Raw genomic sequence first — 25368 nt, 5'->3', positions numbered from 1 at the left:
CGTCTTAGGCGTTCCAGACCATCAGGACGAGGACCACGATCCAGATCAGGGCGATGACGCCGGAGATCGTGGCGACCCGGCCGGTCTCCACCTTGGCGATCTCACCGAGCGGAGCACGTGCGGGCACGGGCCCCGGCGTTTCGGCGCCCGGGCCCGTCTCGGCTTCCGCCGCCGGGCCGTCACCGGCCGCGGTGACGGTCTCCGCGGCCTCGGCCGGAGCGGCCTCCGCGGGCGTCGGGGCCGGGTGCCGCTCGGCGTCGGCGACTTCGAGCTTGTGAACGGCCTTGCGCTGGTCGCGCTCGACGATCACCAGCAGCACCAGCGCGACGATGAACAACGTCATCGACGCGGACAGCCACACCTTGCTGAACTGCCCGTGCGCCAGGAGCGCGCCGAACAGGAAGATGCCCAGAGTGGCCAGGCCGTAGATGCGGGTGACACGGTTGAGGTAGCGCACGATGCCCGGCTCGCCCCGGCGGATGTAGCGGGGCGTCGCCATGGTCGCCGCGGTCAACGGCCCCAGAGTGAAGATCGCGAAGCCGATGTGCAGCGTCAGTAGCAAGCGATCAGCGCTCGACATGGTGCCGACCCTAGCCCGAACAAGCCGATACTCCCAGTAAGACTCACTCTATCTCCGCCGCGATCCCGGCCCCGAAACCGCCGAGACCGGCCGGACACCGCTCGCCGCCACGTCTCACCGAGCGGCCCTGTCGGCGAGCCGGTCACGCCAGGCCGGGACGAGCGCGACCGCCATCAGAGCGCCGGTGAGGACGAACGCCCAGGCGTACCCGGTCCGCCCGGCGAGCACCCCGAACCCCGCGGCGCCGACGCCCATGCCCGCGTCGTAGGCGAAGTTCCACAGCGCGCTGACGGCGCCGTAGCCGGACGACGTCACGCGCGCGTACATCAGCGTCAGGGTGGCGTTCTGCGTGATCCCGAAGCCGATGCCGAACAGCGCCACGCCCGCGACAACGGTGACAGGGTTTCGGGTCTCCGCCGTGACGAGCATTCCGGCGGCCGACGTCAGCAGGCCGGGGATGACCAGTCGCGCGGTTCCGTGCCGGTCGCCGTACCGGCCCGCGAACCAGCGCGCCACCGTGGACGCCGCCGGCTGGACGAACAACGCGACGGCGACCAGGCCCGTGAGCCGCGACGGGACGGCGAGCGGCACGAACGTCACGATGATCCCGGCGCCGAGTGCGGTGGCCGCGAAGACGAGCGTCGGCCGGACGAGGGCGGCCGAACGAGAGGCCGGCCACGACCCCGATCGGCCGTTCGGACCGGGCTTCGCGCCTGGGCAGTCCCGGAACGACGACGAGCGGTGCCAGCGCCACGACGGCGGCGGCGCCGCAGACCGGGGCGTACCCGACGTGCCGGGCGAGCCACACCCCCAGGGGCAGGGCCACGAGCGACGGGACGCCGGACACGATGCCGGCGAGGGCGAGACCCTCACCCCTCCGCTCCGCGGGGATCAACGACACCGTCAGCGCGGCGCCCGCGACGATCGTGAGCGCGAATCCCAGGCCGCGTACGAGGCAGATCACGACGATCCACGCCAGACTCCCCGAGGCGGTCAGGACGAGCGCGGGCGCGCCGAGAAGGGCCAGCCCGCCCGCCAGCACGCCGCGGTGGCCGTATCGGGCGACGAGCCGTGGGGCCGCCAACTCGCCAACGACGGTGGCCAGCATGAGCGCGCTCGTCGCCAGGCCGGCGGCGCCCGCGCCCGAGGACGCGGTCGCGTAGAGGGGAACGACCGACAGCAGCAGGAAGAAGCTCGCCGAGGCGCCGATCACGGTGACGAAACGCAGGGCCAGCGCCCTGCTCAGGAGAGGTGGTCTCGCCGTCGCGGGCGCGGTCCGGGGGATCATCGAGGTGCTCATGAGCGTGACGGTATGAGGAAGGCGGATCGCCGGTAAGTTCCACTTTCATGCCGCTTGAGTGGTCCAGTTCGTCGCCCGATCTCCTGCTCGCCATCGACCGGGACGGCCGAGACCCCCTGCGCTGCCAGCTGGAACGCCAGATCCGTGACGCGATCCGATCCGGACGGCTGCGGGTCGGCGAACGGCTGCCGTCGTCCCGAGCGCTCGCCCGCGATCTCGGACTCTCCCGAGGGCTGGTGCAGGAGTGCTACAACCAGCTCCAGGCCGAGGGCTATCTGGTGGCGCGCGCCGGCTCCGCCACCCGGGTCGCGGCGGGCGCGCGCGTCGTACCGGCGCCGGCCCCGCCACCGGATCCGCGTCCGCGCCTGCTCGCGGACTTCCGGTGGGGCAGGCCCGACCTGGGCGGCTTCCCGCGTGCCGACTGGTCATGGGCGATGCGGGAGGCCGTACGGACGCTGCCGAGGCCCGCGCTCGACTACGGCGACCCCCGCGGCAGCGCGGTACTCCGTGACGTCCTGGCGGGTTACGTGCGGCGGGTGCGGGCCGCGTCGGCGGGTCCGGAGAGCATCGTTATCTGTTCGGGCTACGCGCAGGGACTCAACGTCGCCCTGCGGGCGCTGGCCCGTACGGGCGTCCGCACCGTCGCGTACGAGGACCCGGGCTCGCCGGGGACGGTGAGCTCGGCCGCGGCCCGGGCGGGCCTGTCGGCGATACCCGTGCCGGTCGACGAGCACGGGATCGACGTCGCCGCGCTCGCCGTGACGGACGCCCGCGCCGTCGTCGTCACGCCCGCACACCAGTGGCCGACCGGGGTCGTCCTGGCACCCGAGAGGAGGCTGGCCCTGATCGAGTGGGCGGCGCGCCGCGACGCGGTCGTCATCGAGGACGACTATGACGCGGAGTTCCGCTACGACCGGGAGCCGGTCGGCGCGCTGCAGGGACTCGCCGCCGACCGGGTGATCGCCATCGGTACCGTCAGCAAATCGCTGGCACCGGCGCTGCGGATCGGCTGGATCCTCTGCCCACCCGCCCTCGCCCGGCAGATCGCCGAGGACAAGAACCTGGACGACCGGGGTTCCCCCTCGCTCGACCAGCACGCTCTCGCGAGAATGATCGAGTCGGGCCGGTTCGACCGGCATCTGCGCCGGATGCGCGGCGTCTACGCGGCGCGCCGGACGGCGCTGGTCGAGGCGCTCGCCGAACACGCTCCCAGCGTCCGGGTGACCGGGCTCGCCGCCGGTTTCCACGCGGTGGCGCACCTTGACGGATCGCTCGACGAACACGCCGTGATCGCCGCCGCCCGGGAACGCTCGGTCGGCCTGTACGGCATGAGCCCATGCCGTTCCGGGCACGAGGGCACGCCGGTGCAGCTGATCCTCGGCTTCGGCGACGTCGGCGAACGCGCGATCAGAGCGGGCGTCACGGCGGTCGCCGACCTGCTGAGGTGACCGGACGGCCGCATCACTCTCCTCAAGAGCACGCCTCGGCCACACGCTCGGCGTCACTCTCCTCAGGAGGACGGCCCTGGCCGCTTCCGCTCGAGAGGACACCCCGCCGCGCGACCGTGTCGCTCCCGGGCTACGCGGACGTGTCCCTCCGGCTGGGGACGGCGCTCCGCCGCCCGCAGTGCGACCCGCGGCCGCCAGCCCGCGCGATGCCAGGCCGCCGGCACACGGCAGTTCGCACGCCGCAGTACGACCCCCGGCCGCCAGCCCGCGCGATGACAGGCCGCCGGCACATCGTCGTGAACAGCCCTGTCACTCCGAACGGCGCCTCGCCCGCGCGGCCGGACAGGTCCCGCCCTGTACCCGCCGCGCGGGGGGCTCAGCCGCTCCGGCCGCGGCGGACGCGGAGGTAGTCGCGGACGACGTACTCGCCGAGCCGGTCGGGCGTGGGAGCGAAGACCCGGCCGCCATTGCGCCGCGCCACCTCCTGGACGAAGGACACGAGGCGTTCGTCGTCGGCGAGCATGAAGATGTTCAGTGTCGCGCGCCGCCGGGTCATCTTGTCCACCTCGGCGAGCGTGAGCTCCAGCGTCTCCCGCGACGGCGGCCAGTCGAACGACGAGCGGCCGTCCCGCAGCAGGTGCGCGGTCGGCTCGCCGTCCGTGATGATCAGCACGATCGGCTCGTGCTCCGGGTGTTTCTCCAGGTGACGTCCTGCGATCAGCAGGGCGTGGTGCAGGTTGGTGCCCTGCACCATGTCCCAGTCCAGGCCGGCCAGCTCGGTGGGCGGGAGCACCCGCGCGTAGTTGGAGAACCCGATGACCTGGATCGCGTCCTGCGGGTACTTGCTGGACACCAGCGTGTGCAGGGCGAGCGCGGTCTGCTTCGCCGATCCCCAGGTGCCGCGCAGCGCCATGGAGTACGACAGGTCCACCAGAAGGCAAACCGCCGCCGCCGTACGGCGCTCGGTCTCGAGTACCTCGAAGTCGTCCACGGTCAGCCGCACACCCACACCGCCGGGCCGGCGCTCGCCGCGCCGCAGCGCGTTCGACACGGTGCGTACGACGTCGATCGGCTGTTCGTCGCCGTGCTGCCAGGGACGGCTTCCGCCGGTCAGCTCGCCGGCCTGTCCCGCGTCGGACTGGTCGTGGTCGCCGCGCCGGGCGGTGTCCAACTGGGCGAACACCCGCCGCAGCGCGGTCTCCCCGAGGCGGCGGACCGCCTTCGGCGTCAGGTCGAGGGCCCCGCCCCGGCGCTTGAGGTAGCCCTGGCGTTCGAGCTCGGCCTCGATGCGGCGCAGCTCGGCGAGGTCGTCGACCGCCTGCCGTCCCAGGGCGCGGCGCACCGCCTCCTCGTCGATGTCGTCCATCCGCGCGCCGGGGTAGTCCTGCCGCAGCGCGCCTTCCAGCTCGGCCAGGTCCGCGAGCTCCTGCAGCGCGGTCGTCGCGTCGCCCATGGACATCGGGTCGTCGCCGGTCATGCGCTCGGACCCGGACCAGTCGAGGTCGGGCCGGCGCTGCCGCAGCGACGAGGACAGGCGTTCCATCTCCATGGCGAGCCCGGCGTCCTCGAGCGTCTGCGCCATGAGCGCGGCGAGCTCCGCGCGCTGCTCGGGGGTGAGCGAGGCGAGCAGCCGTTCGGTGGCCGCGGCCCGCCGCGCCAGTGAGTCGACGAGCTGCTCGAGGTTCTGCGGATCATCCGGGAAGAAGTCGCCGTACTCCCGCATGAAGGCCTCGAAGTCCTCCTGGGTGTGCTCACCCCGGGCGTCCTTCTCGAGCATGCCGTTGAGCGCGGCCATCATGTCCTTGATCCGCTGCATCGCCGCCGGGTCCGGGTCGCTCAGGGCCTGCTTCATGCCGCGGAACTGCGCGTCCAGCACGTCACGGCGCAGCAGGTCTTTTAGCTCCTCGAACGTCTGCCGGGCGTCCGGCGACCGCCACTCGTACGACGCGAGGCGGCGGACCGCCTGCGCGGTGTCGGCCGGGAGGGCGTCCAGCTCGGCCTCCCGCAGCCGCGCCTCGTCGCTCGGGTCGGGGAACAACTCCGCGCGCTCCTGGCCGATCGCCCGGTCGAGCAGGGACCGTGCCTCCTCGAGCGTGCCGTCCAGCCGGCCGCGTCCGCGCAGCTCCTGCCGGCGGGCCCGGACCTGCCGCAGCAGGTCGTCCAGGCCGCGCCGCCGCTGCTCGCCGGGCAGCCCCCGGCGGAGCAGGTCGCGCAGCGCGTCAGCGGGGCTCGTGCCCTCCAGCATCGAGTCGCCCATGGCGTCGAGGGCGGCGCGCACGTCGTACGGGGGCGCGAGCGGGTCCGGCCCCTCGTGGTACGAGCCATAGCGATATCCGGCCATGGCGACCTCCTACGGTCATATCCGGTACGTCGAGGCTCCGTCGGCGGTGTCCTTGGACAGCCGGCGCATCAGGTAGAGCCCTTCCAGCGCGAACTCCAGCGCCGCCGCCGCGTGCCCGGGCGATTCGCCCTCCATGCCGAGGCTGTGCAGGATCCGCGCCAGGCCGGACACCGGGCCGATCCGGTGCAGCAGCTCGGCGGCGGGCACCAGCTCACCGGAGTCGACCGTCGCTCCCCGGTCGAACCGGTCCAGCAGACCGCTGAGGTCGACCGGACCGAGCGTGCGCCGCCAGGTCTCCGCCGTCGCCCGGCGCAGCAGGTGCGCGAGCACCTCGTCCTCACGGCCCTCCTCGCTGACCTCGAACTCCACCTTGCCGAGGAGGGTCGGCACGATCGACGGCAGGTCGCACACGCGGGCCACCGGCTGCTCCTCGCCCGCGATGGCCGACCGGCGCATCGCGGACGCCGCCACCGTCTCGGTCGCGGCGATCGCGAACCGCGCGGACACCCCGGACCGGGTGTCGACCGCAGGGGACTCCCGGACCAGCCGGGTGAACCGCGCGATGACCTCCATCAGGTGGACGGGCACCGCCGCGGAGACCTGGGCCTCCTGGCCGATCAGCACCAGCTCGTCGTCCACGTCCAGGGGGTAGTGCGTACGGATCTCCGCCCCGAAGCGGTCCTTCAGCGGGGTGATGATCCGGCCCCGGTTGGTGTAGTCCTCCGGGTTGGCGCTGGCCACCAGCAGGACGTCCAGCGGCAGCCGCAGGTTGTAGCCGCGGATCTGCACGTCCCGCTCCTCCAGGACGTTCAGCAGCGAGACCTGGATGCGCTCGGCGAGGTCGGGCAACTCGTTGACGCAGAAGATCCCGCGATTCGTCCGAGGCACCAGCCCGTAGTGCACCGTCTCCGGGTCCCCGAGGGTGCGGCCCTCCGCCACCTTGATCGGGTCGATGTCGCCGATCAGGTCGCCGACGCTCGTGTCCGGGGTGGCGAGCTTCTCTCCGTACCGTTCGTCCCGGTGCTTCCAGGCGACCGGGAGATCATCGCCCAGCTCGGCGAGCAACCGGCGGCAGCGCACGCACACCGGTGCGTACGGATGGTCGTTGATCTCGCAACCGTCCACCACCGGTGTCCACTCGTCCAGCAGCCCGCCGAGCGTACGGATCAGCCGCGACTTGCCCTGCCCGCGCTCGCCGAGGAGGACCAGGTCGTGTCCCGCGAGCAGAGCGCGCTCAAGGTGCGGCAGGACCGTGTCGTCGAACCCGACGATGCCCGGGAACCTCGGCTCGCCCGAGCGCAGGCGGGCGACGAGGTTCTGCTGGATCTCGATCTTGACGGGCCGGTGGACGTGGCCACCGGCCCGAAGCTCGCGGAGTGTCGTTGGTCGCGTATTCACTGTCGGCACCGCTCCTCACTCGCTGGACGGCCGGCGCGCCGCGTGCCGCGGCACGCGGTCGAACCTCCCCGGCCGGCCACTCCGCCCGCTACGTCTGGCTCGCTGATGTTCAAGGACCGGCCCTCCTCGTTCGCTTCGCGGGCCGCGTCCGTCGTGCCGGAGGCGCGCCAGGAGACGCTTCCGGCCGTCCGCTCCCGCTCGCCGCGTCGGGCTCGCTCGTGCTCAATGGTCGCTCGACCCTCCTCGCTCGCTTCGCGGGTGGCCTTCGTCGTGCCATAGGCGCGCCAAGAGACACCGCTCGGCCGCCCACTCCGCTCGCTCCGTCGGGCTCGCTCGTGGTTCAAGGATCGCTCACCGTCCTGACTCGCTTCGCGGGCGGCACTGTCGTGCCGGAGACGCTGCCCGGCCGCCCGTTCCGCTCGCCGTGTCCGGCTCGCTGGTGTTCAAGGGGCGACCCTCCTCGCTCACTTCGCGGGCCGCGCCGTCGCCGGCCGCCCACTACGCTCGCTCCGTTCAAGAGTCGCTTGGGTTCGACCCTATGCCGGGATCTTCGCCGCCGCATCCGACCACGGGGCGCGTCGTCAGCCGGAGAGGGGCGCTCCCAGGTGACCGAACATCCGCCTTTACCGGCCGATCCCGGTCGCGTGGCGTCGTCTGTTGCCTGTGGTAGACCGTAATCATCCGCACTCGCGGTGGAGGGGAGGGGGCCGATGGCACGCTTCGGTGACGGGCTGGAGGTCGGGCCGGATCTGGTCGCGGCCGCGGAGTCCGCGGTGACCCAGGCGGTCGCGCCGCTCGACGGTCCTCCGGACCTGGTCTTCGTCTTCGTGTCCGCGCCGGATCCGGACGCCGTCGAGCCCGCGGCGCGGCGGGCGATGGAGGTCGCGGGCACTCCCAACGTCATCGGCTGCGGCGCCCCCGGAGTGATCGGCGGAAGCCAGGGGGTCGAGGGGGCGAGCGCGGTCAGCGCCTGGGCGGCCCGGCTTCCGGAGGCCCGCGTCGAGCCGTTCCGGCTGGAGACGCTGAAGTTTCCCGCTGCGGAGACGGAGTCGATGCCGCGCCTGGCGGTCGTCGGCATGCCGCAGACCCGAGACGACGACGTGGTGGCCGTGCTGCTGGCCGACCCGTACAGCTTCCCCGTGGACGCGTTCGTCGAGCGATCCAGCGAGGTGCTCCCCGGGCTGCCGCTCGTCGGCGGTCTGGCGACCGGGCAGGGCGGTCGGGGCACCACGCGGCTCTTCGCGGACGGGGAGATCGTCGACTCCGGGGCCGTCGGAGTGCTGCTCGGCGGGTCCGTGATGACCTCGACCGTGGTGAGCCAGGGCGCGCGGCCCGTCGGCCCGACCATGGTGGTCACCAAGGCCGAGGAGAACATCCTGTACGAGCTGGCCGGCACGTCCGCGCTGGCCAAGCTGGAGGAGATCGTCACCGACCTGCCGGACGCCGACCGGGAGCTGATCGAGGCTGGGCTGCTGATCGGCGTGGCCATGGACGAGTACGCCGACGAGCACGAACGCGGCGACTTCCTCGTCCGCGGGGTGATCGGCGCGGATCCGGAGGTCGGCGCGCTCGCCACCGGCGACGTCATCGAGATCGGCCGTACGGTCCGCTTCCACGTACGCGACGCCGGCGCGGCGGATGAGGACCTCACCCATCTCCTGGGCGGCCTCGACCTGGCCCCCATCGAGGGCGCGCTGCTGTTCGCCTGCACCGGGCGGGGCCGCGGGATGTTCCCGACCTCGGATCACGACGTACGAGCGCTGCGTGATCTGCTGGGCGGGCCGGGCGTCGGCGGGTTCTTCGCCGCCGGCGAGATCGGCCCGGTCGCGGGACGCAACCACGTGCACAGTTTCACCGCGTCGATCCTGGCCTTCGGGCCCGGCAGCAAGGAGGACCCCGCGTGACCGGCTCCGTTCTCGCCATCGACGTCGGCGGCACGAAGATGGCCGCCGCCCTGGTCGAGCCGGGCGGCCGGATCGCCGCCTACGAGCGGATCGCGACCCCGCAGTCGCCGCACGCCGACGCCGACGGCCTCTGGCGGACGGTGCTGACCCTGATCGACAAGTTCCCGGTCGAGCGGCTCGCCGGCGTCGGGGTGGGGTGCGGCGGGCCGATGAGCTGGCCGAGCGGGAAGGTGTCCCCGCTCAACATCCCCGCGTGGCGGGGGTTCCCGCTGCGCGAGCGGCTTCAGGAGCGCTTCCCGGGCCTGCCGGTGCGCCTCCACAACGACGCGGTCGCGGTGGCGGTGGGAGAGCACTGGCGCGGCGCGGGCCGTGGCCGCGACGGCATGCTCGGCATGGTCGTCTCGACCGGTGTGGGCGGCGGGCTGATCCTCGGCGGCCGCCTGGTCGACGGCGTCAGCGGCAACGCCGGGCACATCGGCCACGTGATCGTCGATCACGAGGGGCCGGCCTGCGAGTGCGGCGGGCGCGGCTGCCTGGAGGCCATCGCCCGAGGCCCCGGGCTCGCGGCCTGGGCGCGGGAGCAGGGCTGGCCGGGCGAGACCGGCAAGGAGCTCGCCGACGACGCCGCCCGAGGCCACCCCATCGCCGTCCGGGCGATGAACCGCGCCGGGTGGGCGCTCGGCGTGGCGATCGCCTCCGCGACGCACCTGTGCGACCTGGAGGTCGTGGCGATCGGCGGGGGCCTGTCCCAGGCGGGGCCGCTATTGTTCCGGCCGCTCGAGGAGACGCTGCGGGCGCACGCCCGGATGGAGTTCGCCCGGCAGGTGCGCGTCGTGCCCGCCGCGCTGGGGCAGACGGCGGGTCTCGTCGGGGCCGCTGCCTTCATTCTCGCCGCCGACCGCTACTGGACCGCGGACTGACCGCGCACGTGCGGGCCGTGCCCCGCCATGACCGTGAAAGACTCTTGCCATGACCGGTACCGTCAGCGCGGATGACGTTCGCGCGGCTCGCGAGCTGCTGCGCGAGGTCACCGTGACCACGCCGATCCTGGGATCCCGGTCGCTGTCGGCCAAGGTCGGCGGCCCCGTCCTGCTCAAATGCGAGAACCTCCAGCGCTCGGGATCGTTCAAGGCCCGCGGGGCGTACGTCCGCATCTCCCGCCTCACCGACGAGGAGCGGGCGCGCGGCGTGGTCGCGGCCAGCGCGGGCAACCACGCGCAGGGCGTGGCGCTGGCCGCCACCCTGCTCGGCGCCCGCAGCGTCGTCTTCATGCCCGAGGGCGCGCCGCTGCCCAAGGTCGCCGCGACCCGGGCGTACGGCGCTGAGGTGATCTTCGGTGGACCGGGTGTGGACGCCTGCCTGGCCGCCGCGAAGGCCTACGCGCGCGACAACGGCGCCGTGTTCATCCACCCGTTCGACCACGCCGACGTGGTCGCGGGGCAGGGCACGGTCGGCCTGGAGATCCTCGAGCAGTGCCCGGAGGTCCGCACCATCGTCGTGCCGGTGGGCGGCGGCGGCCTGATCGCGGGGATCGCGGCGGCCGTCAAGGAGCTCCGGCCCGACGTCCGGGTGATCGGCGCGCAGGCGGAGCACGCGGCGGCGTTCCCGCCCTCGCTGGCCGCGGGCCGTCCCGTGGCGGTGGAGCCGGCCGGGACCATGGCCGACGGCATCGCGGTCGGCCGGCCGGGCGACCTGACGTTCGAGCTGGTCTCCAAGCTCGTCGACTCCGTCGTCACCATTTCCGAGGAGACGCTGTCCCAGGCCCTGCTGAACTGCCTAGAACGCTCCAAGCAGGTCGTCGAGCCCGCCGGCGCGGTCGGCGTCGCCGCTCTCCTGGACCAGCCGCACATGTTCGAGCCGCCCGTGGTGACCGTCCTGTCCGGCGGCAACATCGACCCGCTGCTGCTGTCGAAGGTGCTCCGGCACGGCCTGGCCGTGGCCGGCCGCTACCTGATGTTCCGCGTACGGCTCCGCGACCGGCCGGGCGCACTCGTGACGCTGCTCGGCGAGCTGGCCGAGCTGGAGGTCAACGTCCTCGACGTCGTCCACCAGCGGACCGCCGCCCGGCTGAACGTCGACGAGGCCGAGGTGCTGCTGCACCTGGAGACCCGCGGCCCGGACCACTGCGACGAGGTGCTCGGCCGCCTGCGCGCCGAGGGGTACACGCTCAGCTTCACCTGACCCACGCCGGCCCCGTTCGGGCCACATCCCGGCTTCGGGTTTCACCGGGCGGCTAATCGGTTGTGCCCGATTCGGGCGCCGCGTACGGTCGGGGCGCGATCGCCTGCGCCGGAGTGTCGTATCCACCTGATATCACCGGCGGAGATCCCACTTCCGTTCTCTGCGGGGGACCACGTGTCCGACATCATCGTTGCCGAAGGCCTGGCCAAACACTACAAAAAAGTCACCGCGCTGGACGGCGTGGACCTGCGGGTGCCGGCCGGCACCGTTCTCGGTCTGCTCGGCCCCAACGGCGCGGGCAAGACCACGGCCGTCCGGATCCTCACCACGCTGCTGCGACCGGACGCGGGGCGCGCCTCGATCGCCGGTCACGACGTCGCCCGGGAGCCCGGCGCCGTCCGTAAGATCATCGGGCTGTCCGGGCAGTACGCCGCGGTCGACGAGCACCTCACCGGCCGGGAGAACCTCGAGATGGTCGGCCGGCTCTACCACCTGGGCGGCAAGGCGGCCCGGGACCGTGCCGGGGAGCTGCTCGACCGGTTCTCCCTGAGCGACGCGGCCGATCGGGTCACCAAGACCTACTCCGGCGGGATGCGCCGGCGCCTCGACCTCGCCGCGAGCCTCGTCGCGCGCCCGCAGGTCATCTTCCTCGACGAGCCCACCACCGGCCTCGACCCGCGCAGCCGCCTCGGCATGTGGGACGTCATCCGGGAGCTGGTCCGCGAGGGCTCGACGCTGCTGCTGACCACGCAGTACCTCGAAGAGGCCGACGCGCTGGCCGACGACATCGCGATCATCGATCAGGGCAAGGTGATCGCCACGGGCACCGCGGACGAGCTCAAGGCCCAGGTCGGGGGCGAGCGCGTCGAGCTGACCGTCGCCGACCGCTCCGAGCTGGCCAAGGCCGCCACCGCGCTGCGCGGGGTCGCCACCGACGAGCCGGTCGTCGACGAGGACAGCCACCTCGTGACCGTTCAGGTCACGGGCGGCACCCGCGCGCTCGCCGAGGTCGTCCGCGAGCTGGACAACGCCGGGGTCGAGGCGCAGGACCTGGCGCTTCGCCGTCCCACCCTCGACGAGGTCTTCCTGTCCCTGACCGGTCACGTCGCCGACGAGGAGAAGTGATCCCATGAGCGTCCCGTACGCCGTCGCCGACGCGGCGGTCATCACCCGCCGTCACCTGAAGCACACGACGCGGATCCCCGAGCTGCTGTTCTTCTCGATCATGCAGCCGATCATCTTCATCCTGCTGTTCACGGTGGTCTTCGCCAACGCGATCAAGATCCCGGGCATGGACTACAAGAACTACATGATGCCCGCGATCTTCGTGCAGACCATGGCGTTCGCCACCGCGGGCACCTCCGTCGGCCTCGCCGACGACCTGCACAAGGGGCTGATCGACCGGTTCCGGTCGCTGCCGATGGCCCGGTCGGCCGTGCTGGTCGGCCGGCTGGTCGCGGAGTCGGCGCGCAACACCCTCACGCTGCTCATCATGGTCGCGGCCGGATACGCCGTCGGGTTCCGGTTCCAGAACGGCGTGGCGCCGGCGCTCGGCGGCATCCTGCTGCTGATCGCCTTCGCGTTCGCGTTCTCCTCGATCGGGACGGTGATCGGCCTCGGCGTGAAGTCGGTCGAGGCGGCCAACATGGCCGGGCATGATCTGGATCTTCCCGCTGACCTTCCTGAGCAACGGGTTCGTCGGCATGGACAGCCTGCCCGGCTGGCTCCAGGGCGCCGTCCGCTACAGCCCCGTGACCACGATGAACGACGCGCTGCGGGCCATGTTCTACGGCCACGGGCGGGCCATCGCCACGCCGGTCCTGCAGTCGGTCGCCTGGATCGTCGGCATCACCCTGGTCTTCCTGTTCCTCGGCGTCCGCCAGTACAAGAAGGCCGCCAGCCGCTAGGGACTCGACCGAAGCGAACGACCCGGCGGCCTCGGGTGAGGCCGCCGGGTCGCGGTCGTTCTGCTGCCGTGGTCCCGCTCAGAGGGCGGGCTTGCCCTCGGAGTAGACCCACGCCTTGAACAGCTTGTCCAGGTCCTTGTGCGTGAAGTGCTCGGTGAAGGCGATGAACTCGGCCGTCGTGTCGTTGCCGTAGCGGTGCGCCGCCGGCCACGCCTTGATCAGCTTGAAGAACGTCTCGTCGCCGACCGCCTTGCGGATCTGGTGGATCGTCATCGCGGCGCGCGTGTACACGAGGTCGTCGAAGATGTGGTCACGACCCGGGTCGGCGACCTTGCCGCTCCAGTCGGTCTTCGCGGAGGCGTACGCCGCGTCGAACAGCTGCTGCGCGGTCTGGCCGCCGTGCTGCTCGCTGTACAGCCACTCGGCGTACGTCGCGAACCCCTCGTTCAGCCAGATGTGCTTCCACTGCGCCGGCGTGACGGAGTCGCCGAACCACTGGTGCCCCAGCTCGTGCGCGAGCAGGTCCGCGCTCGGCAGCGCACCGGCGGTACGCCGCGCGTAGACCGGACGGCCCTGGGTCTCCAGGGAGTAGCCGACGTTCGGGGCGAGCACGTCGATGCCGCCGACGGAGCCGAACGGGTAACGGCCGAAGACCTTCTGCTCCCACTCGATGACGTCGGCGGTCGCGGTGTTGAAGTCGCCGGAAGGGGAGGCCACGAAGACCGAGCGGCGGCGGTCGTCGGTGCCCTCCGACGCGGTGGCACGGGCCGCCGCCTTCACCGCGGCCGGGTCGACGGCGGTGATGTTGCGCAGACCGCTCGGCGTGCGCGTGTCCTTGACGTCGAAGTGACCGATCGCCACCATGACGAGCTCGCTGGCGGTCGGCTGCCGGTCGACCCAGCGGTAGGTGGTGGACGACCCGTGCGTGCGGGTGCCGGCGGGCTCGCCGTTCGCGAGCGCCTTCAGGCCCTTCGGCACCGTGATGGTGAAGTCGTAGGTCGCCTTGTCACCGGTGCTGTCGTTGACGGGGTACCAGGTCGCCGAGCCGAACGGCTGCGACAGGGCCACCGCGCCGTCGTGCGTGGCGATCCAGCCCGAGACGCCGAGCGCCTTGTCGTTGATCATCTGCGGAACGCCGGAGTAGTCGACGTCGACGGTGAACGCCCGTCCCTTACGCAGACCGTGCCCGGGCGTGATCACGAGCTCCTGCGCGCCGGTGCGCTTGTACGCGGCCGCCTGCCCGTCGACCTTCAGCTTGCCGATCTTGAGTGGCCCAAGGAAGTCCAGGTCGAACCGGGACAGGTTCTGCGTGGCGGTCGCGAAGATCTTCGCGTGCGCGTTGATCGCCTTGGTGCCGGAGTCGTACGCGAGCGAGAGGCTGTAGTGGCGGGCGTTGTAGCCGCCGTTCCCCATGTCGGGGAAGTACGGGTCCCCGGCTCCGGGTGCGCCGGGCGTGAAGCCGCTCTGAGCCTCGGCGGCGGAAAGGGGGGCGAGCAGACCGGCCGTCGCCACGACGGCGGCGATCGACAGAGCTCGTGGGGTAAGCCTTGCCATTCAACTCTCCAGTTGTCTTCTGAGCACAACGCCCGAGGGGCAACGCGGGACACAGCATGCTCTCTGTCACCACGCACCACAAGGCCGCACCATGGATCACCACGTGGTCGGGCGGGTCTTCCCGTACAGCCACACCTGGAAGAACCGGCCGAGATCCTTGCCGGACATCCGTTCGGCGAGGGCGATGAACTGCGGCGTCGTGGCGTTCCCGTGCCGGTGCTGACTCGTCCAGGCCCGCAGGATCGCGAAGAACGTCGCGTCCCCGACCTTCTGCCGGAGGGCGTGCAGGGTCAACGCGCCGCGCTCGTACACCGAACGCCCGAACAACCGCGCGCGGCCGGGCGCGGCGGGAGGCACGGACCACAGGTCCGGGCTGTCGGCCTGCCGGTAGCGCTGGTCGAACTGGGTCTGCACCGACGGACCGGTACCGCTCCGCTCGCCCCACATCCACTCGGCGTACGTCGCGAAGCCCTCGTTGAGCCAGATATCGCTCCAGTGGGTGAGGGTGACGCTGTCGCCGAACCACTGGTGCGACAGCTCGTGGGCGATGGTGGTGGGGTCGCCGCCCATCGGCCCGCCGTACTCCGGCTTGGTCTGGGTCTCCAGCGCGAAGCCCACCTGGACGTCGTCGACGACGCCTCCGGTGGAGCCGAACGGGTACGGACCGAACACCTTCGCCCACGCGTCGGTGACGCGCGCGGTCGTGTCGTACAGCTTGTCCACGGTCGTGGTCGTGATCGCGGGATCGACGGCCGCGTAGACCGGGATACCGCCGGGCGTACGGCCGGTACGGACCTTGAACCGTCCCACGTCGACCATGGCCAGGTAGGTCGCCATGGGGGAGTCCTCACGCCAGGAGTAGGTCGTCGAGTCACCGGCGGTGTGCGTGCCGGTCGGCCGGCCGTTGGCGATCGCGGTCAGCCCGCGCGGAACCGTGACGCGGAAGCCGAACGTCGCCTTGTCCGCGGGATGGTCGTTGCCGGGGAACCACGTGTGCGCCCCGCTCGGCTCGTCGCCGGTGAAGACCCCGTCGGACGTGGGGAGCCAGCCGTACCTGCCGAGCACCGGATCGTTGATCGCGCGCGGGTTCCCGGAGTACTCCACCTGGACGGTGAAGTTCCCGCCCCGGGCGATCGGCGTACGAGGGGTGACGACGAGCTCGCTGCCGTTCCGGGTGTACGAGGCGGCCGCGCCGCCGACCGTCACCTTCGAGACGGTGAGCCCGCTGAGATCCAGGTCGAAGCGGGTCAGCCGGTCCGTCGCGACCGCGGTGACGGTCGCGGTCGCGGCCAGCTCGGGCGTGGCGCGTGGCCTGATGCGCAGGTCCAGGTCATAGTTCCGTACGTCGTAGCCGCCGTTGCCGTCACCAGGGGTGTAGGGGTCTCCGACGCTCGCGGCCCCGGCGCCCGCGACCGCGGAGGCCGCCCGGGACACGGGTGACCGGGCGGAGCCGCCACTGTCCGAGCAGGCGGTGAGGACGCTGAGGGCCAGCGTGCTGGCAACGATCCGGGACGCATGGCTCACCGACCCAGCCTGCAGGCAAAACGGCGATATGGGCAACTCGGCGCTTTACCCGATCCGGCCCGCTAAGGGGCTTAACCGTATCGGGCGGCGCCTGCTTGGGTGATTTTTTACCGGCCGGTTGCTATCGATCTCCGCTTTGCTCGCCGACCCGCCGACTAGAGATTTCCGCGGCGTTCCTGCTCGCGCTCGATCGCCTCGAAAAGCGCCTTGAAGTTGCCCTTGCCGAATCCGAGTGAACCGTGCCGTTCGATCAGTTCGAAGAAGACCGTCGGCCGGTCCTGCACCGGCTTGGTGAAGATCTGCAACAGGTAGCCGTCCTCGTCCCGGTCCACCAGGATCCCGCGCTTCTGCAGCTCCTCGATCGGCGCGCGGACCTCGCCGATGCGCTCACGCAGCTCCGAGTCCTCGTAGTAGGAGTCGGGCGTGTTCAGGAACTCCACGCCCGCCGCGCGCATCGCGTCGACCGCGTGCAGGATGTCGCCCGTCGCCAGCGCGATGTGCTGCATGCCGGGACCGCCGTAGAACTCCAGGTACTCGTCGATCTGCGACTTCTTCTTGGCGATCGCCGGCTCGTTCAGCGGGAACTTCACCTTTCTGGTGCCGTCGGCCACGACCTTCGACATCAGCGCGGAGTACTCGGTGGCGATGTCGTCGCCGACGAACTCCTTCATGTTGGTGAAGCCCATGACGCGCCGGTAGAACTCCACCCACTCGTCCATCTTGCCGAGCTCGACATTGCCGACGCAGTGGTCGATCGCCTGGAAGTACCGCTTGGCGAGCGGCGCGACGATCGGGTCGATGGCGACGTATCCCGGCAGGTACGGCCCGGAGTAGTCGGTCCGCTGGACGAGCGAGTGCCGTGTCTCGCCGTACGCGGCGATGGCCGCGATCACGACCTTGCCGTGGTCGTCCTCGAGGACGTGCGGGGCCTCGACGCTCCGCGCGCCCTGCGCGATCGCGTGCCGGTAGGCCGCCTCGGCGTCCGGCACCTCGATGGCCAGGTCGATCGCGCCGTCGCCGTGCTCCGCGACGTGCCGGCCCAGGTCGGTGCCGGCGCGGACGGCGCCCTTGACGACGAACCGCGCACCCCCGGACTCCAGCACGTACGCGGCCTCGTCCCGGCTGCCGGTCTCCGGCCCCTTGTACGCGACGCACCGCATCCCGAACGCGGTCGAGTAGTAGTGCGCGGCCTGCCTGGCGTTGCCCACGGCGAACACGACGGCGTCCATGCCCTTGACGGGGAACGGGTCCTCCCGGCGCGCCCGCGGCGCCCGGCGGTCGTCGGTGTGCTGCTCCGGCGTCAGGTCCTTCTGCCCGGCTACGTCGGTCATGGTTACTCCCTGCGCGGTAGTGAGCGACGTTCCCCCACAATGTCGATCGTCGGCTACATAGTGCGCAAGGGGCGTCGATTTCACTGCGCAACCTGTACAGTGCCAGCAGGGAGGCAGAGGCATATCTGTACACCCTGCCCAGGTGGCCGGGAGGGCGACATGATCGATGGCCTGGACGCCCGGCTGATCGGGCTGCTCACGGAGGAGCCGCGCATCGGTGTGCTGGAGTGCTCGCGCCGGCTCGGCGTGGCACGCGGCACCGTGCAGGCGAGGCTGGACCGGCTCCAGGAGCGCGGGGTCATCCGCGGGTTCGGGCCGGAGGTGAACCCCGCGGCTTTGGGCTACCAGGTCGCCGCGTTCGTCACCCTGGAGATCCGGCAGGCCGGTGGCCACGACCCCGTCGCCGACCGGCTGGCGGCGATCCCCGAGGTGATCGAGGTGCACACGATCACCGGCGGGGGCGACATGCTGTGCCGCATCGTCGGGCGGAGCAACCAGGATCTCCAGCGCGTCATCGACCAGATCGTCGACGTGGAGGGCGTCCAGCGGACGTCGACCGTCATCGCCCTGGCCACGCCCGTTCCCCAGCGAACACTGCCCCTGGTACGAGCGGCCGCCCGGTCCTGAGACACGGCGCTGGGCCTGAAGGGAGGGTCCGGCGGACGGGCGTCGGGCCTGGGGCCGACGGCCGGCTTGAAGCGGAGGATCGGGCACAAGACGAGCGTCCAGCCCTGAGACACGGCGCAGGGCCTGAAGGGAGGGTCCGGCGGACGGGCGTCGGGCCTGAGGCCGACGGCCGGCTTGAGACGGAGGGTCGGGCATCAGACGGCATCCGGCCTCGAGACCGGCGCCGGCCTGAGGCGGAGGGAGGATCGGGCGCAAGACGAGCGTCCGGTCCTTAAGACCGGCGTCGGGCTTGAGTCGGAGGCCCGGGCACAAGACGAGCGGTCGGCCCTGAGACCGGCGTCACACCTGCGGTGAGCGTCCGGTCCTGAGGCGAGGGTCCGGCATAAGATCGGAGTCCGGCCCTGGCGAGCGTCATCGCCCGCACGCGGCTTACGCGCGGGCGAGCGATGACGGGTACGACCATCCGGCCGTCTTCAGCGTGGACCTTCTTCGCCCATGCTGGACGCGCCGGCCCAAGGCCAGGATCCGGCCGGCGCCGGACGACCCGAGCCGGTGATCAGAGGTGGGATCAGCCGCCGACGTACGGCGTGGCGTCGATGATCTCGACCTGCATGCCGCGGCCGTTCGGCAGCGTGTACTTGGCCTTCTCGCCGACCTTCTTGCCGTTGATCGCGGCGCCGAGCGGGGACTTGGGGGAGTAGACGTCGATCGGGGCGCCGCTCTCCTCACGAGAGGCCAGCAGGAACGTGACCTCCTCGTCATCGCCGACGAACTGCACGGTCACGGTCATGCCGGGTCCGACCACGCCTTCGGTGCGGGGGGCCTCGCCCACGCGGGCGTTCTGCAGGATCTGCTGGAGCTGGAGGACGCGGCCCTCCTGCTTGCCCTGCTCCTCCTTGGCCGCGTGGTATCCGCCGTTCTCCCGCAGATCTCCTTCGTCGCGAGCGGCCTCGATCTTCTGCGCTATCGCGATCCGGCCCTCGCCCGTGAGGTAGTCCAGCTCAGCCTTGAGCCGGTCGTACGCCTCCTGGGTGAGCCAGGTGACGTTCTCATTGCGGGTCTCGGTCACGGGTACTCCTCATCGACATGAAGTGCGGCCGTTGAACTCTCTAGGCTACCGGCATTTGAACGTGAAGTAGCCGAGGGACGAGAGCTTTATGCCGTTATGACGTTCATGTTTGTTCCCCGGCGGGGAACCCTTTTTAACCTGTTCGGCAGTCCGTGACGGTCACGGATGTGGCGCGTGCGGACGTCGGCAGCTCCTGGTGCCGCTCGACATTGCCGGTCCCCGGCGGGATGGTGATCTCGGCCCGGCCGAGCTCGCCGTGGTCGGTGCCGTACGCGACGATCGCGCAGCGCACGTTCTCCCCCTTCGGCTTGCTGACCTGGTAGTGCACACGCGCCGATCGATCGGCCAGCTGGAAGGAGATCACCTCCGGGGTCACCCCGGGCTTGCCCTCGGAGTATCCCACGATGATCGCCCAGCCCACGGCGCAGACCGCCACGAACACGCCGATGACCCCGTAGGCCACCATGTTGCCCTTACGGGCGGTACTGCTCGTGCTCATCGGCGTCGCGGCGTGGCCGCCTCGGCGCTGGGGCCGAGAGCGAACACCGCGTCCCTCCCTCGAATGTCGGTGGCGGTCGTTACCGTCGTCCGCGCGCGGGAATCTCCGTGCGGGGGTCCGGTGTTCTCCGGAAGAATCCTGCTCGGCGGGAGCGGCCTCCGGTGATCCGGTGGCCGCGCACGCGACGATTACGACCTTACGCTGACGGGGAGCCTACGTTGTCCGAGGTATCGACCGGTTCGGAGCCGCTGCGCCTGATGGCCGTCCATGCTCATCCGGACGACGAGTCCAGCAAGGGCGCCGCCACCATGGCGCGCTACGCCGCCGAGGGGGTCCAGGTGCTGGTGGTCACCTGCACCGGGGGTGAGCGCGGCGACATCCTCAACCCGGCGATGGAGAGGCCGGAGATCAAGGCCGACCTCGCCGCGGTGCGCATGGAGGAGATGGCCAAGGCACGCGAGATCCTGGGCGTCGAGCAGCAGTGGCTGGGCTTCGTCGACTCGGGACTGCCCGAGGGCGACCCGCTGCCGCCGCTGCCGGAGGGCTGCTTCGCCCTGCAGCCGCTCGAGGTGGCGAGCGAGCCGCTGGTCCGGGCCATGCGGGAGTTCCGGCCGCACGTCGTGCTGACCTATGACGACAACGGCGGCTATCCGCACCCCGACCACATCATGTGCCACAAGGTCTCGGTGGAGGCCTTCGAAGCGGCCGGCGACCCGGACCGCTATCCCGGCGCCGGTGAGCCATGGCAGCCGCTGAAGCTCTACTACCACATGACCTTCCACCAGAAGCGGTTCGAGGCCGAGCACGAGGCGATGATCAAGGCGGGCCTCGAGTCGCCGTACGCCGAGATGCTCAAGCGCTGGCAGGACCGCCCGCTCCAGTGGGAGATCACCACGCGGGTGCCGTGCGCCGACTACTTCGAGGTGCGCGATCAGGCGCTGCTGGCGCACGCCACCCAGATCGACCCGAACGGCCCCTTCTTCGCATGCCCGACGGACATCAAGCGCGAGGCATGGCCGACCGAGGACTACCATTTGGCGCGTTCCTTGGTCGATACGGAGCTGCCGGAGGACGACCTGTTCGCCGGCGTCCGGGAAAAGGTGTGTCTGCCATGATGGTTCTCGCCGTCAACGAAGACCAGGTCACCCCTGGCGTGGTGGCCTTCATCATCGTCGCGGCGCTGGGCTTCACGCTTTTCATCCTGATCCGTTCGATGAACAAGCACATCCGGAAGATCGAGGCCCCGAGCGAGGAAGAGCTCCGGCAGGCCGACTGGGAGCGCCGGCAGAAGGAGAGCGCCCGGTCCAAGAAGGGCGCCGACTCCAAGGAGAACGAGCGCGACGCTTGACCTCTCGCCGCACGCGGCGCACCTCCCCGCCACGGCGAAGCGACCGTCGCGACGACCCGGCGTCGTACGGCGGCCGGCGCGCTGAACCGGCAGTGCGAGGCGGCTGGCGCGCTGAACCGGCAGCGCGAGGCGGCCGGCGCGCTGAACCGGCAGCGCGAGGCGGCTGGCGCGCTGAACCGGTGCCGCGAAGGGACCGGCTCCGCGTGACGATCGGTGCCGCGGGGCGACCGGCATCGCGAGGCGACCGGTCCGGCGAACCGGTATCGCGAAGCGATCGATGCCATGAGGCGAGCAGTGCCGCGTGACGATCGGCGCGGCAGGGCGACCGGCATGGCGATGGCACCGGTGCCGCGCGGCGAACAGCGCGGTGAATCGGCACCGCGAGGTGGCCAGCGTGACGAGCGGTGACCTGCCTGTGCGGATGGCGCGAGGCCCGCGCTCCCGAGCGGTCGCGTCAGGTGAGGGGCCGGGTGGCCGGGTCCGGGCGAGGCGGATACCCCGGGATCGCGGTCGACGACGCGCGGTCGCGAAGCCGATCCAGCCAGGTGGCGATCCCGGCTCCGATGACGATCACGGCCAGCCCGGCGACGGCGTCGGCGACGTAGTGGTTGGCCGTTCCGATCACGACGGCGACCATGAAGACCGGGTAGGCGACCGCGACGACCTGGAGCCACCGGCGGACGGTGTTGCGGGCGATCTGCCAGCCGCACCAGGCCGCCCAGCCCACGTGGAGCGAGGGCATCGCGGCGAACTCGTTCGTCAGCCCGCCCAGGCCCTTCGGCGCGCTGGCGTCGCCGGACCACCAGCCCCAGTCCTGGTACTTCGCGAGCGTGTCGACGAAGCCGGGCAGCATCCGCGGCGGGGCCGTCGGAAACAGTGAGAACCCCACGAGCCCCAGCAGGGTGGCCACGACGAGGGTCGTACGGGCCCGCGCGTACTGCCAGGGGCGTTTCTTCCAGAGCCAGACGAGCACGATCGGTGTGACGACGTAGTGCAGGGTCGCGTAGGCGTACGACATCGTGACGCCCAGGACCGGCCAGGCGGACACGGCGTGGTTGACGGTGCGCTCGTGGGCGACGCGCAGCGCCTGTTCGATGCCCAGCACGTGATGCGCGTCGGCGAGCGCCTGCCCGTGGCCGGCGGCCACCAGCATGCGCACTCCGTCGTACATCAGGTACACGGCGAGGAGCAGGAGCACCTCGCGCCACCAACGGCTACGGGACCGGAGGGAGGCGGCCGGAAGCGGGGGCGGTGCCGAATACGCCCGGGGAACTTTCGTCACCAATGCAGGGACCCCCTCCGCCGTCGTACCTCTGGTCGAGGTCTCTCGGTACCCTCCTGAAACGGTGTTATGTGTAACGTACATCTACCTACTTCATTCCCCGCAGGGGCCCAGGGGTCCCGGGGCGTCTCCCGAGGAGGCTCTCAGGGCGCCTTCAGGTAGTCCTCAACTCCGCAGGTCACTATGGAGGGGTGAGTGAAGCGCGTCTCCTGGTGGTCGAAGACGAACCCAACATCCTCGAGCTGCTGTCCGGCAGTCTGCGGTACGCGGGATTCGAGGTGGCGACGGCGACCGGCGGCACCGAGGCCGTCCAGGTCGCCCTGCAGCGCCGCCCGGACCTGATCGTGCTGGACGTCATGCTGCCCGACATGGACGGCTTCGACGTCATCCGGCGGTTGCGCGGCGGCGGGGCGCACATTCCCGTTCTGTTCCTGACCGCGCGGGACGCCACACAGGACAAGATCCGCGGCCTGACGCTGGGCGGGGACGACTACGTCACCAAGCCGTTCAGCCTCGAGGAGGTCATCGCGCGCATCCGCGCCGTGCTGCGCCGTGCCCAGGGCGGCCCGGCCGAGCCTCCGCCCCGGCTGAGCTTCGCCGACCTCGAGCTGGACGAGGAGAGTCACGAGGTGTGGCGGGCGGGCAAGCCCATCCAGCTGTCGCCCACCGAGTTCAAGCTGCTGCGCTACTTCATGACCAACGCCAATCGCGTGCTGTCGAAGGCGCAGATCCTCGATCACGTCTGGGACTACGACTTCCGTGGCGACACGGGCATCGTCGAGTCCTACGTCTCGGTGCTGCGCCGCAAGCTCGACAAGCTCGGCCCGCGTCTCATCCATACGCTGCGCGGCGTCGGTTACGTGCTGCGCCTGCCGCCGGAACGCTGATGACCGACTGGGTACGGAGCCTGTCCGCCCGGACCCCCCTGCGGATCAAGCTCATCGCGACCATGCTGGCGCTGGTCGTCCTGGCACTGATCGCGGTGGGCGTGGTCAGCGTCTCGGCGATGCGCTACTACCTGGTGCGTAAGGCTGACGATCAGCTTCACCAGACGGCAGGCCGTGCGGTCGCGGCGGCCGTTTCCGGCAAGCACCTACCCGGCCCGATCGGCCGATCCGTCGTGCAGGTGCGCGACGCCCAGGGACAGATCCGCGAGAAGAGCCCTCCTCCGTTCTTGGGGCCCGCTCCGCCGGACCCCGCCGTCCCGGACGACCCGGCCTGGCTGGATCAGCACGCTCAGCGGCCGGTGACCGTCGGCGCGGTCCGCGGAGACACCCGCTGGCGGGTGTACGTCGTGCCGGCCACGAACGGCTACATCGTCGTCGGCACCGACCTGACCGATGTCGGGCACACCATGGGCAGGCTCGTCGGCGTCGAACTGATCGTCGGCAGCGTCGTCCTCGTCCTCGTCGCCGGGCTCGGGATCGCCATCGTGCGCGCCAGCCTGCGGTCTCTCGAACGGATCGAGCACACGGCCGCCGCCATCGCAACGGGCGACCTGTCACGCCGCGTGCCCGACGCCGACCCACGTACGGAGGTCGGCCGCCTGGGGGACGCCCTCAACGGCATGCTCGCCCAGATCGAGTCGGCCTTCCACGCGCAGGCGCGGTCCGAGGCCACCGCCCGCGAGTCCGAGGAGCGGATGCGCCGCTTCGTCGCCGACGCCAGCCACGAACTGCGCACGCCGCTCAGCGTGATCAGGGGATTCGCGGAGTACTACCGTCAGCGCGACGACGTCGACCGCGCCGAACTGGACAAGCTCATCGGCCGGGTCGAGGACGAGGCGGTCCGGATGGGCGCACTCGTCGACGACCTGCTGCTCCTGGCCCGCCTGGACCAGCAGCGCCCCCTCGAGACGCGTCCCGTCGACCTGCTCGCGCTGGCCGCCGACGCCGTCCACGACGCGCGAGTGCTGGACCGCGACCGTAAGATCACGCTCTCGGTGCGCAGCGGTTCGGCGTTCATCGTCGCCGGCGATGAGCTACGTCTGCGGCAGGTCATCCGCAACCTCCTGAGCAACGCGCTGCAGCACACCCCCGCCGGCACGCCGATCGAGGTGACCGTACGCTCCGGTCGGCTCGGCGACGCTCCCGCAGCCGCGCTCGAGGTCTCCGACCAGGGACCGGGCATGCCGCCCGAGGAGGCGGAGCGCGTGTTCGAGCGGTTCTATCGCGCGGATCCCGCGCGGGGCCGGGGCGGCACCGGCCTGGGGTTGGCGATCGTCGCCGGACTGGTCCACGCCCACGGCGGCGTCGTGGAGGTGGAGACGGCCCCTGGCAACGGCGCCACCTTCCTGGTCACCCTCCCGCTGGACCCGGACGCGATCGACGCGGATCCGGCCGAGGCGGCCCGCACGTAACAGGCGGCCCGCATGTAACAGCAGCCCGCATGTAACAGGCGGCCCGCACGTAACAGGCGGCCCGCATGTAACAGCAGCCCGCATGTAACAGGCGGGCCTCCGTACCCCGGCCGAGGCCACCGCCGCGCGCCCCTTCGGCCCGGAGACGAGAGCGGCGGGTTCCCGGAGCCGGATCGGACGCCGCCACCGGCATAGACAAGCCGCCGACCCGGCTCGCGGACCCCGCGCGGCGGCTCAGGCCGCGCTCACCACCGGCGCGGAGCACGGCGCGGCCGTGGCCGCCGCCGCGCCTCCTTCGGGGCGGAGGCGAGATCGGCGGGCGCCCAGAGCCGGATCGGCCATCGGACGACGCCGCCGGCCACGCGAGGCTGCCGACCCGCGGCACGATGCCGTGTCCGATGGCCGGTGCGCACGCCGCCACCTGGCTCGAGCCGCCGAGCGCTTCCGTCCGGCGGGCAAGCTGTACGCGGACGCCGGTTGCCCGACGGGCACGGCCCACACGACCGCCTATTTACGTGAGGCCGCCGGCTATACGGGCCGCCGACGATGCGAGGCCCTCGCCGCCTGCGACGACGCGGGGCGGTGCCGAGCCCGGCCGTGCCTCCCGGGCCCGGCCGTCTTCGGCTCTTATCAGGGCCTTATTGGGAGAACTTTCAGGGTCGTCTCAGGAGCGCTCAAGCCCCGGCGGCCATCCTCAAAGGGTCAGACAAAGTACG

At 71.4% G+C, this 25368-nt stretch carries 20 protein-coding genes and 3 pseudogenes; 12 read left to right on the top strand and 11 right to left on the bottom strand.

The window, feature by feature from the left end; all coding sequences use genetic code 11:
• Positions 1–4: 4 nt before the first annotated feature.
• The 3 genes and pseudogenes from ACYVF7_RS51380 to ACYVF7_RS51370 form a co-directional block, all read right to left on the bottom strand.
• The gene (locus tag ACYVF7_RS51380; RefSeq protein WP_460354351.1) at positions 5–580 is read right to left on the bottom strand and encodes a hypothetical protein; all 576 of its coding nucleotides are present in this window, start codon (positions 578–580) and stop codon (positions 5–7) included.
• 114 nt (positions 581–694) lie between these two features.
• Positions 695–1207, bottom strand: a pseudogene (locus ACYVF7_RS51375) (MFS transporter); the annotation flags it as partial.
• 58 nt (positions 1208–1265) lie between these two features.
• Positions 1266–1868, bottom strand: a pseudogene (locus ACYVF7_RS51370) (MFS transporter); the annotation flags it as partial.
• Positions 1869–1927: 59 nt separating this feature from the next.
• On the opposite strand from ACYVF7_RS51370, the gene pdxR reads away from it, so the two are divergent.
• Entirely contained in the window at positions 1928–3328 is a 1401-nt protein-coding gene (gene pdxR / locus ACYVF7_RS51365) for a MocR-like pyridoxine biosynthesis transcription factor PdxR (RefSeq protein ID WP_460354350.1), read from the top strand.
• A 376-nt stretch (positions 3329–3704) separates the two neighbouring features.
• Here pdxR and ACYVF7_RS51360 read toward each other — a convergent pair whose 3' ends face one another.
• A complete protein-coding gene (locus ACYVF7_RS51360; protein ID WP_460354349.1) occupies positions 3705–5669 on the bottom strand; it encodes a VWA domain-containing protein in 1965 nt (654 codons plus the stop codon).
• Between the two features lie 15 nt (positions 5670–5684).
• Positions 5685–7076: a sigma 54-interacting transcriptional regulator gene (locus ACYVF7_RS51355; protein ID WP_460354347.1), complete on the bottom strand. Its 1392-nt coding sequence runs from the start codon at positions 7074–7076 to the stop codon at positions 5685–5687.
• Positions 7077–7777: 701 nt separating this feature from the next.
• Here ACYVF7_RS51355 and ACYVF7_RS51350 point away from each other — a divergent pair.
• The 6 genes and pseudogenes from ACYVF7_RS51350 to ACYVF7_RS51325 all read left to right on the top strand — a co-directional run bounded on the left by ACYVF7_RS51350 (position 7778) and on the right by ACYVF7_RS51325 (position 13059).
• Positions 7778–8971 (top strand): FIST signal transduction protein, encoded by a 1194-nt coding sequence (locus ACYVF7_RS51350; protein WP_460354345.1) that lies wholly within the window; start codon positions 7778–7780, stop codon positions 8969–8971.
• Positions 8968–9891, top strand: a complete 924-nt coding sequence (locus tag ACYVF7_RS51345) for an ROK family protein (RefSeq protein WP_460354342.1) — start codon at positions 8968–8970, stop codon at positions 9889–9891. The genes ACYVF7_RS51350 and ACYVF7_RS51345 overlap by 4 nt, the downstream gene beginning before the upstream one ends.
• Positions 9892–9940: 49 nt before the next feature.
• Complete coding sequence (gene ilvA / locus ACYVF7_RS51340; RefSeq protein ID WP_460354340.1) at positions 9941–11152, top strand: threonine ammonia-lyase; 1212 nt, start codon at positions 9941–9943, stop codon at positions 11150–11152.
• Between the two features lie 174 nt (positions 11153–11326).
• Positions 11327–12277 carry an ATP-binding cassette domain-containing protein gene (locus ACYVF7_RS51335; protein ID WP_460354339.1) on the top strand — a complete coding sequence of 317 codons (951 nt, stop codon included), beginning with the start codon at positions 11327–11329 and terminating at the stop codon, positions 12275–12277.
• A gap of 4 nt (positions 12278–12281) precedes the next feature.
• Positions 12282–12740 (top strand): annotated as a pseudogene (locus tag ACYVF7_RS51330) (ABC transporter permease); the annotation flags it as partial.
• 67 nt (positions 12741–12807) lie between these two features.
• A complete protein-coding gene (locus tag ACYVF7_RS51325; RefSeq protein WP_460358661.1) occupies positions 12808–13059 on the top strand; it encodes an ABC transporter permease in 252 nt (83 codons plus the stop codon).
• Between the two features lie 78 nt (positions 13060–13137).
• Here the strand turns inward: ACYVF7_RS51325 and ACYVF7_RS51320 are convergent, their stop codons facing one another.
• The 3 genes from ACYVF7_RS51320 to hppD all read right to left on the bottom strand — a co-directional run bounded on the left by ACYVF7_RS51320 (position 13138) and on the right by hppD (position 17468).
• Complete coding sequence (locus tag ACYVF7_RS51320; protein WP_460354337.1) at positions 13138–14613, bottom strand: M1 family metallopeptidase; 1476 nt, start codon at positions 14611–14613, stop codon at positions 13138–13140.
• Between the two features lie 96 nt (positions 14614–14709).
• The gene (locus ACYVF7_RS51315) at positions 14710–16137 is read right to left on the bottom strand and encodes a M1 family metallopeptidase (RefSeq protein ID WP_460354335.1); all 1428 of its coding nucleotides are present in this window, start codon (positions 16135–16137) and stop codon (positions 14710–14712) included.
• 155 nt (positions 16138–16292) lie between these two features.
• Positions 16293–17468, bottom strand: coding sequence for a 4-hydroxyphenylpyruvate dioxygenase (gene hppD / locus ACYVF7_RS51310; RefSeq protein ID WP_460354333.1), 1176 nt, complete (start codon positions 17466–17468; stop codon positions 16293–16295).
• A gap of 159 nt (positions 17469–17627) precedes the next feature.
• On the opposite strand from hppD, the gene ACYVF7_RS51305 reads away from it, so the two are divergent.
• Entirely contained in the window at positions 17628–18095 is a 468-nt protein-coding gene (locus tag ACYVF7_RS51305; protein WP_460354332.1) for an Lrp/AsnC family transcriptional regulator, read from the top strand.
• Positions 18096–18663: 568 nt separating this feature from the next.
• Here ACYVF7_RS51305 and greA read toward each other — a convergent pair.
• A complete protein-coding gene (gene greA / locus ACYVF7_RS51300) occupies positions 18664–19164 on the bottom strand; it encodes a transcription elongation factor GreA (protein ID WP_460354329.1) in 501 nt (166 codons plus the stop codon).
• A gap of 133 nt (positions 19165–19297) precedes the next feature.
• The gene (locus tag ACYVF7_RS51295; RefSeq protein WP_460354326.1) at positions 19298–19663 is read right to left on the bottom strand and encodes a DUF4307 domain-containing protein; all 366 of its coding nucleotides are present in this window, start codon (positions 19661–19663) and stop codon (positions 19298–19300) included.
• A 257-nt stretch (positions 19664–19920) separates the two neighbouring features.
• On the opposite strand from ACYVF7_RS51295, the gene mca reads away from it, so the two are divergent.
• Complete coding sequence (gene mca / locus ACYVF7_RS51290; RefSeq protein WP_460358553.1) at positions 19921–20778, top strand: mycothiol conjugate amidase Mca; 858 nt, start codon at positions 19921–19923, stop codon at positions 20776–20778.
• Positions 20775–21011: a hypothetical protein gene (locus ACYVF7_RS51285; protein WP_460354323.1), complete on the top strand. Its 237-nt coding sequence runs from the start codon at positions 20775–20777 to the stop codon at positions 21009–21011. The genes mca and ACYVF7_RS51285 overlap by 4 nt, the downstream gene beginning before the upstream one ends.
• 454 nt (positions 21012–21465) lie before the next feature.
• Here the strand turns inward: ACYVF7_RS51285 and ACYVF7_RS51280 are convergent, their stop codons facing one another.
• Positions 21466–22209, bottom strand: a complete 744-nt coding sequence (locus ACYVF7_RS51280) for a phosphatase PAP2 family protein (RefSeq protein WP_460354321.1) — start codon at positions 22207–22209, stop codon at positions 21466–21468.
• A gap of 275 nt (positions 22210–22484) precedes the next feature.
• On the opposite strand from ACYVF7_RS51280, the gene ACYVF7_RS51275 reads away from it, so the two are divergent.
• Together ACYVF7_RS51275 and ACYVF7_RS51270 are read left to right on the top strand one after the other, a co-directional pair.
• Positions 22485–23180 carry a response regulator transcription factor gene (locus tag ACYVF7_RS51275; protein WP_345434396.1) on the top strand — a complete coding sequence of 232 codons (696 nt, stop codon included), beginning with the start codon at positions 22485–22487 and terminating at the stop codon, positions 23178–23180.
• Positions 23180–24652, top strand: coding sequence for a sensor histidine kinase (locus tag ACYVF7_RS51270; protein WP_460354319.1), 1473 nt, complete (start codon positions 23180–23182; stop codon positions 24650–24652). Before ACYVF7_RS51275 ends, ACYVF7_RS51270 begins: the two co-directional genes overlap by 1 nt.
• The last annotated feature ends 716 nt before the right edge of the window (positions 24653–25368 follow it).

The organism is Actinoallomurus acanthiterrae (assembly GCF_054775715.1).
This window is presented reverse-complemented; position numbering and strand designations above follow the sequence as displayed.